10 protein-coding genes and 1 pseudogene are annotated in these 13,074 nt (G+C 70.7%); 7 read left to right on the forward strand and 4 right to left on the reverse strand.

The window, feature by feature from the left end:
• Both AB0O67_RS32660 and AB0O67_RS32665 read left to right on the forward strand, forming a co-directional pair.
• Window positions 1–461, forward strand: a 461-nt coding sequence (locus tag AB0O67_RS32660; RefSeq protein WP_365458106.1) for a glycosyltransferase, incomplete at its 5' end; no start/stop codon positions are given.
• 192 nt (window positions 462–653) lie between these two features.
• Window positions 654–941, forward strand: a pseudogene (locus AB0O67_RS32665) (glycosyltransferase family A protein); the annotation flags it as partial.
• A 693-nt stretch (window positions 942–1,634) separates the two neighbouring features.
• Here the strand turns inward: AB0O67_RS32665 and AB0O67_RS32670 are convergent.
• Entirely contained in the window at window positions 1,635–2,048 is a 414-nt protein-coding gene (locus tag AB0O67_RS32670; RefSeq protein ID WP_365458133.1) for an organic hydroperoxide resistance protein, read from the reverse strand.
• Between the two features lie 120 nt (window positions 2,049–2,168).
• Between AB0O67_RS32670 and AB0O67_RS32675 the strand changes: the two genes are divergently transcribed.
• On the forward strand, window positions 2,169–2,651 hold the full coding sequence (locus tag AB0O67_RS32675) for a MarR family transcriptional regulator (protein ID WP_365458109.1): 483 nt from the start codon (window positions 2,169–2,171) through the stop codon (window positions 2,649–2,651).
• Window positions 2,652–2,794: 143 nt separating this feature from the next.
• On the forward strand, window positions 2,795–3,790 hold the full coding sequence (gene galE / locus AB0O67_RS32680) for a UDP-glucose 4-epimerase GalE (protein ID WP_365458112.1): 996 nt from the start codon (window positions 2,795–2,797) through the stop codon (window positions 3,788–3,790).
• A gap of 7 nt (window positions 3,791–3,797) precedes the next feature.
• On the opposite strand, the gene AB0O67_RS32685 is transcribed toward galE, so the two are convergent.
• A complete protein-coding gene (locus tag AB0O67_RS32685; protein WP_365458115.1) occupies window positions 3,798–4,424 on the reverse strand; it encodes a TetR/AcrR family transcriptional regulator in 627 nt (208 codons plus the stop codon).
• Window positions 4,425–4,608: 184 nt separating this feature from the next.
• Here AB0O67_RS32685 and AB0O67_RS32690 point away from each other — a divergent pair, with 184 nt between their 5' ends.
• Window positions 4,609–5,538, forward strand: coding sequence for an ABC transporter permease (locus AB0O67_RS32690; RefSeq protein WP_365458118.1), 930 nt, complete (start codon window positions 4,609–4,611; stop codon window positions 5,536–5,538).
• Complete coding sequence (locus tag AB0O67_RS32695) at window positions 5,531–6,391, forward strand: ABC transporter ATP-binding protein (protein ID WP_365458121.1); 861 nt, start codon at window positions 5,531–5,533, stop codon at window positions 6,389–6,391. Before AB0O67_RS32690 ends, AB0O67_RS32695 begins: the two co-directional genes overlap by 8 nt.
• Window positions 6,392–6,533: 142 nt before the next feature.
• On the opposite strand, the gene AB0O67_RS32700 is transcribed toward AB0O67_RS32695, so the two are convergent.
• Window positions 6,534–11,459: an NAD-glutamate dehydrogenase gene (locus AB0O67_RS32700; protein WP_365458124.1), complete on the reverse strand. Its 4,926-nt coding sequence runs from the start codon at window positions 11,457–11,459 to the stop codon at window positions 6,534–6,536.
• 576 nt (window positions 11,460–12,035) lie between these two features.
• Here AB0O67_RS32700 and AB0O67_RS32705 point away from each other — a divergent pair.
• Entirely contained in the window at window positions 12,036–12,602 is a 567-nt protein-coding gene (locus AB0O67_RS32705; protein ID WP_365458127.1) for a DJ-1/PfpI family protein, read from the forward strand.
• Window positions 12,603–12,680: 78 nt separating this feature from the next.
• On the opposite strand, the gene AB0O67_RS32710 is transcribed toward AB0O67_RS32705, so the two are convergent.
• Window positions 12,681–13,074 (reverse strand): HAD family hydrolase (locus tag AB0O67_RS32710; RefSeq protein WP_365458130.1); only part of this gene is annotated, 394 nt, incomplete at its 5' end.

Here is a 13,074-nt window from a genome sequence, read left to right on the forward strand (position 1 = left end):
TGGAATCGGTGCTCGGCCAGTCGTGTACCGAGCTCGAACTGATCGTGGTCGACGACCGCTCGCCGGACGCCCGCGGCGAGATCGTCGAGGAGTTCGCGGCCCGCGACCCGCGCGCACAGGCCGTCCACCTCCCGCAGAACCGGGGGCCCGGTCCCGCCCGCACGTCCCGCAGGTGCGTACGGCGTGGATCGCACGCCCCGAGCATCACCGCACCCTCCCGACCGGCACCTCCCGGATCACGCCCGGCACGGCCGGGCCAGCCGCGCGCCGCCTTCCGGGCGCGCTTCTGTCCACGCGACGACGGCCGCGCCGCCGAGCGCGTCGTACGCCATGTCGCGTTCGGGGAGGCCGAGACGCAACTGCCGCGGGTGGTGCCGTCGGCCGCCGCATCGCGGGCGAATCCCCCGACAGCCACCATTCCGCAACCTTCTGGTCACTTCACCGTCACCGAAAGCCACTGACCGCCGTTTCACCTACGGGAGTCCGTATGCCCCGCAGCTCGTCGCGGCCCACCCCGACGCGGCCGTCCACGTGCCGGCCGTCCGGGCGGCCCGGCCGGTCCGCGCCCGGTCCGTGGCGGGCCGCTCGGCGGGACTTCCACGGCCCGAGGCGCGCGCCTCCCGCCGAGCAAGGATGAAAACGGAAAGAGGCGCATGCCCCGTTTCAGCATCATCGTTCCCTCGCACGGGGTCGAGGCCCTGCTGGCCCGGGCCCTGGAGTCGGTGCTGGCACAGTCCTTCGGCGACTTCGAGCTGATCACGGTGTGTGACGAGCCGGAGGCCCGGGCCGCGGACATCACCGCCGGGTACGCGGAGCGGGACCACCGGCTGAGACCGGCGTACTCACCGCCCACGGCCGGTCTCGGCGCGGCCCGCACGACCGGGCTGCGGGCGGCGTCGGGCGCCTATCTGCTGTTCCTCGACGGTGACGACGTCCTCGTCCCGGGGGCGCTGGCGGCGCTGGACGCCCGGCTGCGGGAGACGGGGCCGGTGGACGTGCTGCACTTCGCGCACGAGCGGGTGCCGGCGTGGGCAGGGGGCGAACGGGCCGGTGCCCGGCTCGTCGCACTGCCGGCCGCCCCCGCAGGAACCTTCCACCCCGACGCGGCCCCCTGGCTCACGGTGGTGAACCGGCCCGTGTGGAGCGCCGCCTACCGGCGCGGCTTTCTGAGGGTTCACCAACTCGCGTTCCCTTACGGCCATTTCACCGACCTCGGCTGGGGCGCGGTGGTGACGGTGCTGGCGGAACGGGTGGCGGTGCTGCCGTCGGTGGTCGTACGGCATCTGACGCGGGCACGAGGGAGCCTGCTCGACAACGCGGGCGAGCGCCGGCTCGATCTGCTGGACCAGATCGAGCCGGCGCTCTACCAGGCGGGTGCCGCACGGGTGTCGGCCGCGCGGTCGCGGGCCCTGTTCGATCAGTTGTTCACCGTGGTGGTGGAGGTGGCGGTCGACGCGCGCCGCCTGCCGGCGCCTCGGCGGCGGGTCTTCTTCCGGCAGGCCGGTGCGCTCTACCGGCGCTACCTGCCCGCCGGGCACCGTCCTGCGCAGGTGCGGCTGCGGCTGCTGGGGGCCGGCGCCTACACGGCGTTCCGTGCGTTGCGGGCCCTGCCCGGCCTGCCGCCCCGCGCTCGGCTACTCGACGACGAGCTCGACCGGGATGTTGCCGCGGGTGGCGTTGGAGTAGGGGCAGACCTGGTGGGCCTGCTCGACGAGCTTGCGGCCGGTCGCCTGGTCGACGGTGTCGGGCAGCTCGACGCGGAGGGTGACGGCGAGCGCGAAGCCCTCGCCCTGCTTGCCGATGGTGACCTCGGCGGTGACGGCGGCGTCGCTCAGGTCGACCTTGGCCATCCGGCCGACCACGCCGAGGGCGCCGGCGAAACAGGCGGAGTACCCGACGGCGAAGAGCTGTTCGGGGTTGGTGCCCTGACCGTTGCCCCCCATCTCCGTCGGCACGGCGAGCTGGAGGTCGAGCCTGCCGTCGGAGGAGACGGAACGCCCCTCGCGGCCGTGGGTGGAGGTGGCGACAGCGGTGTACAGCGCGTCCATGGGAAAGACCATCCCTCTCAGGTGATGTACCGGCGATCCGTCCGGCCGGTCCGACAACAGAAGTAGAGCACACAATTCAATTGCACACAACTAAATGACGCTCAGGGCTATCCTGGTGCCATGACCACCACGTCCGCGTCGGAGTGGCTCCGCCTCGACCGACAGATCTGCTTCACCCTGCACGCGGCCTCGCGCGCCTTCGGCGGGGTGTACCGCGTGGTCCTGAAGGACCTCGGGCTCACCTACCCGCAGTACCTGGTGATGCTGGTGCTCTGGGAGGACGGCGACCTGCCGGTCAAGAAGCTGGGCGAGCGTCTACGCCTTGACTCCGGCACCCTGTCGCCGCTGCTCAAGCGGCTGGAGGCGGCCGGCCTGGTACGGCGTGAGCGCAGCGTGCGCGACGAGCGTTCGGTGCAGGTGCGGCTGACCGAGGAGGGGGACGCCATGCGCGAGCGGGCGTTCCAGGTGCCGGTGCGGATCGCGGCGGCGACCGGGTTCGACGTCGAGGAGATCCGGGAACTGGGGGCCCGCCTGGAGCGGCTGACGACGGCGCTCGACGCCGCGGCGGAGGCGGCGGCGACGGAGGCCACGGAGTCCCGGTGAGACGAGTCCCGGCGAGACGGGCGCACCCCATGGCACTTGTGTCACATTCGCACGAAAGGTGACATTTGCGCGGCGGACGCCCGATCACCTGCTTCACTGTGAGGCGGACGGCACACGGGCAACGGACGAGGGGACTGCCGCGGATGACCTGGCTGATCACCGGCGGCGCCGGATACATCGGGGCGCATGTCGTGCGGGCGATGACCGAGGCGGGCGAGCGGACGGTCGTGTACGACGACCTGTCCACCGGCATCGCGGAACGCGTCCCGGACGACGTCCCCCTGGTGACCGGTTCGACCCTGGACGGCGATCTGCTGAGCCGCGTACTGACGGAGCACCGGGTCACCGGAATCGTCCACCTGGCGGCGAAGAAGCAGGTCGGCGAGTCGATGGACCTCCCCCTGCACTACTACCGGGAGAACGTCGAGGGCCTGCGCGTCCTGCTCGAAGCGGTCACCGCGGCGCGGGTCCCGTCCTTCGTCCTGTCCTCCTCGGCGGCGGTGTACGGCATGCCGGACGTCGACCTGGTCACCGAGGAGACCCCGTGCGTGCCGATGAGCCCGTACGGCGAGACGAAGCTGGCCGGTGAGTGGCTGGTCCGCGCGACGGGCCGGGCGACCGGGATGGCCACGGCCTCCCTGCGCTACTTCAACGTGGCCGGCGCGGCGAGCCCGGAACTGGCGGACGTGGGCGTCTTCAACCTCGTCCCCATGGTCTTCGAGAAGCTCACCGAGGGCGCGCCCCCGCGCATCTTCGGCGACGACTACCCGACCCCCGACGGCACCTGCGTCCGCGACTACATCCACGTGGTCGACCTGGCCGAGGCTCATGTCGCGGTCGCCCGCGCCCTCCAGGACTCCCCCGGCCGTGACCTCACCCTCAACATCGGCCGCGGCGAGGGCGTCTCGGTCCGCGACATGATCACCCGCATCACCACGGCCACCGGCCACCACCACCCCCCGGTCATCACCCCCCGCCGCCCCGGCGACCCACCCCGCGTGGTGGCCTCCGCCGACCGCATCACCACAGAACTGGGCTGGAAGGCCCGCTACGACGTCCAGGACATGATCACCTCAGCCTGGGAGGGCTGGATCCACACCCACCCGCAGGCAGCACTGGACCAGCCTGCCGGGGGGTGAACCCTGGTCACAACGCCTTGAGTGCCGCCGCCGTCGTACGGGCCAAGGATGCCAGGTAGCCCTTGGGGAGTCTGGGGTTGCGGATCACGACCGAGCGCCAGTACAGCGGGCCGGAGATGAGGTCGAGGGCGAGGTTCCGGTCGTGGTCCGGGCCGACCTCGCCCCGCTTCTCCGCCGCGGCCACGATCTTGCTGGCGACGCCCTCCTGACCCTCGCGCAGCGCCTTCTGGAGGGCCTCGGCGATCTCGGGGTTACGGGCCGCCTCCGCCTGGAGGTCGGGGATGATCTGCGAGGCCACGGGGTGCCGCAGCGCCCGGGACGTCACCTCGTACAGCAGCCGCAGGTCCGCCTCCAGGGAGCCGGTGTCCGGCGCGGGCAGTCCCTGTACGGCGATCGCCGAGACGATGTCCAGCACGAGGTGCAGCTTGGAGCGCCAGCGCCGGTACACCGCGGTCTTGCCGACCCCGGCCCGGCGGGCGATGCCCTCGATCGACATCCGCGCGTAGCCGACGGACGCGAGCTCCTCGAAGACGGCCGCCCGAATGGCCTCCGTGACGTCCGCGCGGAGCACGGCCGCCCCGGCGGGGGTCCGGCGGCGCGGTCGCGGCTGGGGCCCGTCGGCGTTCGTCGTCATGCGGACCAGCATAGGGCGTTACGACGAAACGGTTGCGTTCCGACGTTCGAAAGGCCTACGCTCGCGTTGCGACGATACGGTCCCGTCCCGACGTAAGAAAACGTGAAGAGAAGCGCAGGAGAACGCCGGGGGCGCTTGCAGGGACCGCCGCCGCGCCCCCCACCCCCGACCGAAAGCAGCGGATGTGAGCCAGGTCCTCGACGCACCGCCCCCGACGACGGCCCGCACCACGGCCCCGGCCGTCGACGACCTCGCGGCCCTCGCCGGCCGCCACGGCCTCACCGTCAGCGGCGCCCGCCCCTCCCTGCCCCAGTACGTCCGTCAGCTGTGGGCACGGCGCCACTTCATCGCGGCGTTCTCCACGGCCAAGCTCACCTCCCAGTACAGCCAGGCCAAGCTCGGCCAGGTGTGGCAGGTGATGACCCCGCTGCTGAACGCCGCCGTCTACTACCTGATCTTCGGCGTGCTGCTGCAGACCAAGAAGGGCGTGCCCGACTACGTCCCGTTCCTGGTCACCGGCGTGTTCATCTGGACCTTCTCGCAGAGCTCGATCCTGGCCGGCACCCGCGCCATCTCCGGCAACCTCGGCCTCGTCCGCGCCCTGCACTTCCCGCGCGCGGCCCTGCCGATCTCCTTCTGCCTCCAGCAGCTCCAGCAGCTGCTGTTCTCGATGGCCGCCCTGGTCGTGATCCTGCTGGTCTTCGGCGTCCCGGTCGCCGCGTCCTGGGTGCTGGCGATCCCGGCCCTGGTCCTGCAGTTCACGTTCAACGCGGGTGTCTCGATGATCATGGCCCGGCTGGGCGCCAAGACACCGGACATCGCCCAGCTGATGCCGTTCGTGCTGCGCACCTGGATGTACGTGTCCGGCGTGATGTGGAGCATCGACCACCTGCTCAGCCGGCACAACGACCTGCCCGGCTGGGTCGGCCCCGTGCTCCAGGCCAACCCCGCCGCCGTCTACATCGACCTGATGCGGTTCGCACTGATCGACAGCTTCAAGGCGAGCCAACTGCCCGACCACGTATGGATGCTCGCCACGGGCTGGGCCCTGCTCGCCGGTGTCGGCGGCTTCATCTACTTCTGGAAGGCTGAGGAGACCTACGGCCGTGGCTGAGAACCCCGACGGGACCACTCCCGACCAGATCCCCACCGTCGTCGCCGACCACGTCGACATCGTCTACCGCGTCAACGGCACCGGAGGGGGCCGGGGCTCCGCCACCGCCGCCCTCAACCGCATGCTGCGGCGCAAGAACGCCGAGAAGGCGGCCGGCGTCCGCACCGTGCACGCCGTCCGGGACGTCTCCTTCGTCGCGTACCGGGGCGAGGCCATCGGCCTGATCGGCACCAACGGCTCCGGCAAGTCGACCCTGCTCAAGGCCGTCGCCGGCCTGCTCCCCGTGGAGAACGGCCGGATCTACACGGGCGGCCAGCCCTCCTTGCTCGGCGTCAACGCCGCCCTGATGAACGACCTCACGGGCGAGCGCAACGTCCACCTCGGCGGCCTCGCGATGGGCATGACCCGCGAGCAGGTAAAGGAGCGCTACCAGGAGATCGTCGACTTCTCCGGCATCAACGAGAAGGGCGACTTCATCACCCTTCCCATGCGGACGTACTCCTCCGGCATGGCCGCCCGTCTGCGGTTCTCCATCGCCGCCGCCAAGGACCACGACGTCCTGCTCATCGACGAGGCCCTCGCCACCGGCGACCGCTCCTTCCAGAAGCGATCCGAGGCCCGCATCCGCGAGCTGCGCAAGCACGCCGGCACGGTCTTCCTGGTCAGCCACAACAACAAGTCCATCCGCGACACCTGCGAGCGGGTGCTGTGGCTGGAACGCGGTGAGCTGCGCCTGGACGGGCCCACGGAGGAGGTCATGAAGGAGTACGAGGCCTTCACCGGGGACAACAAGCCGAAACCCAAGCCGAAGCCCAAGCCCAAGGCGGCGCCGCCGGTGCCTCAGCCGTCCTGACCGCCTGACGCGCGGAAGTCCGACCGACGGGCACCGGGCCGGTCGTCCGCCGTCCGGCCGCCGCACGTGAACGAGGGCGCCCCGAGCCGTTTCCGGCCCGGGGCGCCCTCACTGTCGTACGCGGGCCACCGCTGTCCGCGGACTACGAGTGGGTCCGCAGCAGCGTGCGCATCGTGCGCATCGCCACCGACAGGTTCGCCAGGTCGAACGCGTCGGAGCCCTGGATCTCCTCCAGGGTCGTCCGCGCCCGGCCCAGGATCGCCGCGTTCTTCTGCTCCCACACCTTGAACCGCTGCTCCGGCGTCGCCGTGCCGTTGCCCACCGCCAGGACGTCCGCCGTGACGGCCGCGTGGGCCGCGTACAGGTCCTCACGGATGGCCGCGCGGGCCATGGACTGCCAGCGGTCGGCGCGGGGCAACTCGATGATGCGGTCCATGAGCTGGGAGATGCCGAGCCGGTCGGCGAGGTCGTAGTAGACCTCGGCGACGTCCAGCGGCTCCTTGCCCATGCGGTCGGCCACCGAGACGATGTCGAGCGTCGGAAAGGCCGAGGAGAAACCGGCCACCGGGGTGGCGAGTTCCTCCGGGACGCCGGCGTCGGTCAGCTCGTCATAGATCTTCTGCCACCACTCCAGGTCCGCGCCGCGCATCAGCTTGGGCAGCTGCGCCCAGACGTGCTCGACGCGCTCGGCGAAGAAGTCGACCGTCTCGGCGAGCTGGAGCGGCTGCGGCCGGTTGTTCAGCAGCCAGCGCGTGCCGCGCTCCACCAGCCGGCGGGAGTGCAGCCGGATCCGGGTCTGGACCGTCGCGTCGACCTTGTTGTCGAGCGCCTCGACGCCGTCCCACACCGACGCCGACCGGAAGATCGCACGGGCCGCGGTCTGCGCCCGGACGATCTCCTCCAGCGAGGCACCGGTCTCCTCCCGCAGCCGGTGCAGATACGTCGTACCACCGGTGTTGACCGTGTCGTTGACCAGCACGGTCGTGGTGATCTCGCGGCGCAGCGGGTGGCTCTCGATGTGCTGCGGGAACTGCTCGCGCAGCGCACTCGGGAAGTACGCGTACAGCAGCCCGTGCAGATACGGGTCGTCCGGCAGCGAGGTGTGCAGCAGCTCCTCGGCGACCGTGATCTTCGTGTACGCCAGCAGGACGGCCGTCTCCGGGCTGGTCAGACCCTGTCCCTGGGCGAGCCGCTCACGGATCTGGCGGTCGGCCGGCAGGAACTCCAGCGCCCGGTCGAGGTGGCCCTCGCGCACCAGGTGGCGCATGAAGCGCTGCTGGGCGTGGAGCATGTCCTTGGACTGGGCGAGGGCGTTGGAGATCGCCGTGTTCTGCGCGTAGTTGTTGCGCAGCACCAGGTGGCCGACCTCACCGGTCATCTCGGCGAGCAGCCGGTTGCGCTGCTTGACGGTCATGTCGCCGTCGGTGACCAGGCTGTTCAGCAGGATCTTGATGTTCACCTCGTGGTCGGAGGTGTCCACGCCCGCGCTGTTGTCGATGGCGTCGGTGTTGATCCGCCCTCCGTGCAGCGCGAACTCGATCCGGCCCAGCTGGGTCAGGCCGAGGTTGCCGCCCTCGCCGACGACCTTGACCCGCAGGTCCTTGCCGTCGACGCGGATGGCGTCGTTGGCCTTGTCGCCGACGTCCGCGTGGGTCTCGGTGGAGGCCTTGACGTACGTGCCGATGCCGCCGTTCCACAGCAGGTCGACCGGCGCCTTGAGGATCGCCCGCATCAGGTCGGCGGGCGTCAGCTTGGCGACCTTCTCCTCGATGCCGAGGGCCGCGCGGATGTGCGCGTTCACCGGGATCGCCTTGGCGGTGCGCGGGAAGATCCCGCCGCCCGCCGACAGCAGGTCGGTGTTGTAGTCCTCCCATGACGAGCGCGGCAGTTCGAACAGGCGTCGGCGCTCCGCGTAAGAGGTCGCCGCGTCCGGGTTCGGGTCGATGACGATGTGCCGGTGGTCGAAGGCGGCCACCAGGCGGATGTGCTCGCTGAGCAGCATGCCGTTGCCGAACACGTCGCCCGACATGTCGCCGATGCCGACGACCGTGAAGTCCTCGGTCTGCGTGTCGACGCCCAGCTCCCGGAAGTGCCGCTTGACGGACTCCCAGGCGCCGCGCGCGGTGATGCCCATGCCCTTGTGGTCGTACCCCGCGCTGCCGCCGGAGGCGAAGGCGTCGCCGAGCCAGAAGTTGTACTGCTGGGCGACCTCGTTGGCGATGTCCGAGAAGGTGGCGGTGCCCTTGTCGGCGGCGACCACGAGGTACGTGTCGTCCTCGTCGTGCCGGACGACGTCGGCGGGCGGGACGACCTCGCCGGCCACCATGTTGTCGGTGATGTCGAGCAGCGCCGAGATGAACGTCCGGTAGCTGGCGATGCCCTCCGCCAGCCAGGCGTCCCGGTCCACGGAGGGGTCCGGCAGCTGCTTGGCGACGAAGCCGCCCTTGGCACCGACCGGCACGATGACGGTGTTCTTCACCATCTGCGCCTTGACAAGGCCGAGGATCTCGGTACGGAAGTCCTCACGGCGGTCCGACCAGCGCAGGCCACCGCGGGCGACCTTGCCGAAGCGCAGGTGCACGCCCTCGACGCGCGGCGAGTACACCCAGATCTCGAACGCCGGGCGCGGCGCCGGCAGGTCCGGGATGGCCTGCGGGTCGAACTTCATCGACACGTACTCGTGCGGGCGGCCGCCCCACGCCTCCTGGAAGAAGTTCGTGCGCAGGGTCGCCTTGATGACGGTGAGGAAGGACCGCAGGATCCGGTCCTCGTCGAGGCTCGCGACCTGGTCGAGGGCGGCGTCCAGCTCCTCCAGCAGGGCGTCCACGATCTCGTGCCCCGCGCGCTGCCGCTCGGGGGCCATCCGCGCCTCGAACAGGGAGACGAGCAGCCGGGTGGTGTGGACGTTGTTGCGGAGGGTGTCCTCCATGTAGTCCTGGCTGAACGTCGAACCCGCCTGGCGCAGGTACTTCGCGTACGCCCGCAGCACCATCGCCTGCCGCCAGGTCAGCCCGGCACTCAGCACGAGGGCGTTGAAGCCGTCGTTCTCCGCCTTGCCGGTCCAGCTGGCGGCGAACGCCTCCTGGAAGCGCTCGCGGGCGTCGTCGCCGTGGTAGTCCGCGCCGGCCTGCGCCTTGGGCATGCGCAGGCCGAAGTCATAGATCCAGGCGACGCTGCGGTCGGCGCAGCGCAGTTCGTAGGGCCGCTCGTCCATCACCTCGACGCCGAGCCGGTTGAGCACCGGCAGGACGCGGGACAGGGAGACGGCGTCACCCTTGCGGTAGATCTTGAAGCGGCGCTCGTCGGGGCCGGCGCCGACCGGCTCGTACAGGCTGAGCGCGAAGTTGTTCTCCTCGTCCAGCCGTTCGAGATGGCCCAGGTCGGCGACGGCCGCGCGCGGGCTGTGGTCGGCCTTGTAGCCCTCGGGGAAGGCGTTGTGGTAGCTGCGCAGCATCTCGGCCGCACGCTCCTCGCCGACCTCGGCGTTCAGCGCCTCGGAGAATCCGTCCAGCCAGGAGCGGGCGGCCTCGACCAGGCGGGCCTCGATGCGCTCCTTGTCGGCGTCCGACAACTGCGGCAGCTCGGTGCCCTGCGGGACACGGATGACGAAGTGCAGCCGGGAGAGGATCGACTCGGTGTTCCAGGCGGTGAAGTCGACGCTGGTGCCGCCGAGCTCCTCCTTGAGGATGTCGATGATCCGCAGCCGGACGCCGGTGGTGTAGCGGTCGCGGGGGAGGTAGACGAGGGCCGAGTAGTAGCGTCCGTACTCGTCCTGGCGCAGGTAGAGACGCAGCCTGCGCCGCTCCTGGAGGTACAGCACCGACGTGACGATCGCCTGCAGCTCGTCGGGCGGGGTCTGGAAGAGCTCGTCGCGCGGGTATGTCTCCAGGATCTGGAGCAGGTCCCGGCCGTCGTGGCTGTGGGGCGAGAACCCGGCGCGGCTCAGCACCTCCTCGACCTTGCGGCGGATGACCGGCACCCGGCGGACGGACTCGGTGTAGGCGGCGGAGGAGAACAGGCCCAGGAAGCGCCGCTCCCCCACGACGTTGCCCTGCTCGTCGAACTTCTTGACGCCGATGTAGTCCAGGTACGACGGCCGGTGCACGGTCGCCCGGCTGTTCGCCTTGGTCAGCACGAGCAGCTTGTGCTCGCGCGCCTTGGCGCGGGCGTCGGCGGGCAGCCGCTCGAAGGACGGGCTGACGGGGTGGCTCTCACCGGCCTCGTGGTGCGGGTCCGCGCGCAGTATGCCGAGGCCCGTACCGGGGACGGCACCGAGCGAGTCGTCGCGCAGCTCGTACTCGCGGTAGCCGAGGAACGTGAAGTGGTCGGCGGCCAGCCAGCGCAGCAGCTCGCGGGCCTCCTCGATCTCCTGCGCCGGCAGATCACCGGCGACGGGCTCCTCGGGCAGCCCCTCGGCGATCCGCAGCGCCCCCTCCCGCATCTTGCCCCAGTCCTCGACGGCCTCGCGGACGTCGGACAGGACGCGCAGCAGGTCGGCGGTGATCTGCTTCAGGTCCGAGCGGTCGGTCTCGCGGTCGATCTCGACGTGGATCCAGGACTCGACGTGCGCGTCGTGCGGGAGCTCACCGGTGGGCGGTGTGGTGAGCACCTCGATGAGCCGGCCGGTGACATCGCGGCGCACCACCATCTGCGGGTGGATGACCACATGGATGCCGCGGCCCTGACGCGTCAGCTCGTTGGTGACGGAGTCGACCAGGAACGGCATGTCGTCGGTGACGACCTCCACGACGGAGTGGCTGCAGGTCCAGCCGTTCTCCTCGACCGTCGGGGTGTGCACCCTGACGTTCGCCGTGCCCTGGGGGCGGTTCTCGGCCAGTCGGTAGTGCGAGTAGGCGGCTCCGAAGACGTCGACCGGGTCGCGGTCGGCGAGGTCCTCCGGGGCGGTGTGCAGGTAGTAGCGCTGGAGGAACGCGAGTACGGCAGCCCGGTCGGGGGTGCCGTGCTCCGTCGTCCCAGTCGGTAGGTACCCCCCGACCGGGCTGTTCTCAGCTACCCGGGCGGCCCGATCGAGCAGCTCGGCCTTGGCTTCGTCCAGCTTGGTCTGCATTGTCCTCTGGCTCCTGTCGCGCGCCGTTGCGTGACGTAGAAGGAAGTACGGTCTCCGGCCTTCCGACGCGACGTCGTGACGCGGGGTGTCCGGTCCGTTCCGACGCTATGCCGCAAGGTGAGATGAGCGGGGGGATATCAGCCATTTCCCACGCGCCCGGGGCATGTGACGCTGCTCTCGACGGCGTCCGCTCCCGGGGTGTGCGCGGTACCGCGGGGCTTTCGAAAGCCCCGCCCCGCCCGCGAGGACCAGCGACCGCCGCCCGGACACGGATGTCTTCCATGCTCTCCGGGCGCGGAGCAGGGACACGGAGGCCCCCGCGAACTATCGCGCTGATCACGCCACAAGGCTATCGCTCCTTACCCCGGGCCCGTCATGAGCCGTATGTGTACAAAACCGGGGGTGGAACTTTGACAGTCTGCACAGGGCCAAGAAGGCGGGGGCCGTCGTAACGGGCACGGCGGCGCCGCACCACTCGTCCCAAAAACGGCGCGCCCCCTAGGCAAGCCCGCACCTTGGAGGCACGTTGGCAGGGAGAACGCACTCACAAAGCCACCTCAAAGGGGAGCAACCCCCATGACCGCCAAGATCCTCATCCTCACGGGCGACGCGGCAGAGTCCCTCGAAGTGCTCTACCCCTACCAGCGCCTTCGCGAAGAAGGCTACGAGGTCCACATCGCCGCCCCCACCCGCAAGAGGCTCCAGTTCGTCGTCCACGACTTCGAACCCGGCTTCGACACGTACACCGAGAAGCCCGGCTACACCTGGGACGCCGACCTCGCCTTCTCGGAGGTCGACCCCGGCCGGTACGTCGCCGTGGTCATCCCCGGTGGCCGTGCCCCGGAGTACCTGCGCAACGACCCCGAACTCCGCAAGATCCTCAAGTCCTTCTTCGACGCCGACAAGCCCGTGGCCCAGATCTGCCACGGCCCCCTCCTCACCGCCGCGGTCGACAGCCTGCGAGGCCGGCGCGTCACCGCGTACCCCGCGCTGGAACTCGACATGCAGGCGGCCGGCGCCACCTTCCAGGACACCGAGGCGGTGGTCGACGGCACGCTGGTGTCGTCCCGCGCCTGGCCGGACCACCCGGCCTGGATGCGCGAGTTCCTCACCGTGCTGCGCGCCAAGGCCCCGGTGACCTGACGGCGGGCGCTCCGGCACCGTCGAGGCGGGGCGGCATCGCGCTGCAGGCGGCGCCTCCCTGCCTCACCCGGGCACGGCTCAGGCAGCTATCTCGTGCGCCAGGGCGACCGCTTCTCCCAGCGAATCCACCACCGGCACCCCCGTCTCCTCAAGGCTGGCCCTGCCGTGGGACCCGCCGGTGTAGAGCACGGCCTTGGCTCCCACATGCAGCGCCGCCACCGCGTCGTCCGCGGCGTCCCCGATCACGACCGTGCGGGACGGATCCACCCGGGCGAGCGCGGCCAGATGCCGCACCATGTGCTCGGCCTTGCTGCCCCCGGACGGTCCGGTCCGCCCGTCGACCCGTATGAAGTGCGTCTCGATCCCGAACCCCCGGACCAGCGGAACGAGTTCCTCGTGCCCGTACATGCTCAGGATCGACTGGCTGCGGCCGCCCGCCACCCAGTCCACGAGCAGTTGCTCGGCTCCCTCG

The sequence above is a fragment of the Streptomyces sp. NPDC086077 genome (assembly GCF_040686175.1).
GTDB lineage: Bacteria > Actinomycetota > Actinomycetes > Streptomycetales > Streptomycetaceae > Streptomyces.

Excerpts from the sequence above, each read along its gene's own strand:
- AB0O67_RS32670 (WP_365458133.1), bottom strand. The coding sequence starts at position 2,048 with ATGGACGCGCTGTACACCGCTGTCGCCACCTCCACCCACGGCCGCGAG.
- AB0O67_RS32675 (WP_365458109.1), top strand. The coding sequence starts at position 2,169 with ATGACCACCACGTCCGCGTCGGAGTGGCTCCGCCTCGACCGACAGATC.
- galE (WP_365458112.1), top strand. The coding sequence starts at position 2,795 with ATGACCTGGCTGATCACCGGCGGCGCCGGATACATCGGGGCGCATGTC.
- AB0O67_RS32685 (WP_365458115.1), bottom strand. The coding sequence starts at position 4,424 with ATGACGACGAACGCCGACGGGCCCCAGCCGCGACCGCGCCGCCGGACC.
- AB0O67_RS32700 (WP_365458124.1), bottom strand. The coding sequence starts at position 11,459 with ATGCAGACCAAGCTGGACGAAGCCAAGGCCGAGCTGCTCGATCGGGCC.
- AB0O67_RS32705 (WP_365458127.1), top strand. The coding sequence starts at position 12,036 with ATGACCGCCAAGATCCTCATCCTCACGGGCGACGCGGCAGAGTCCCTC.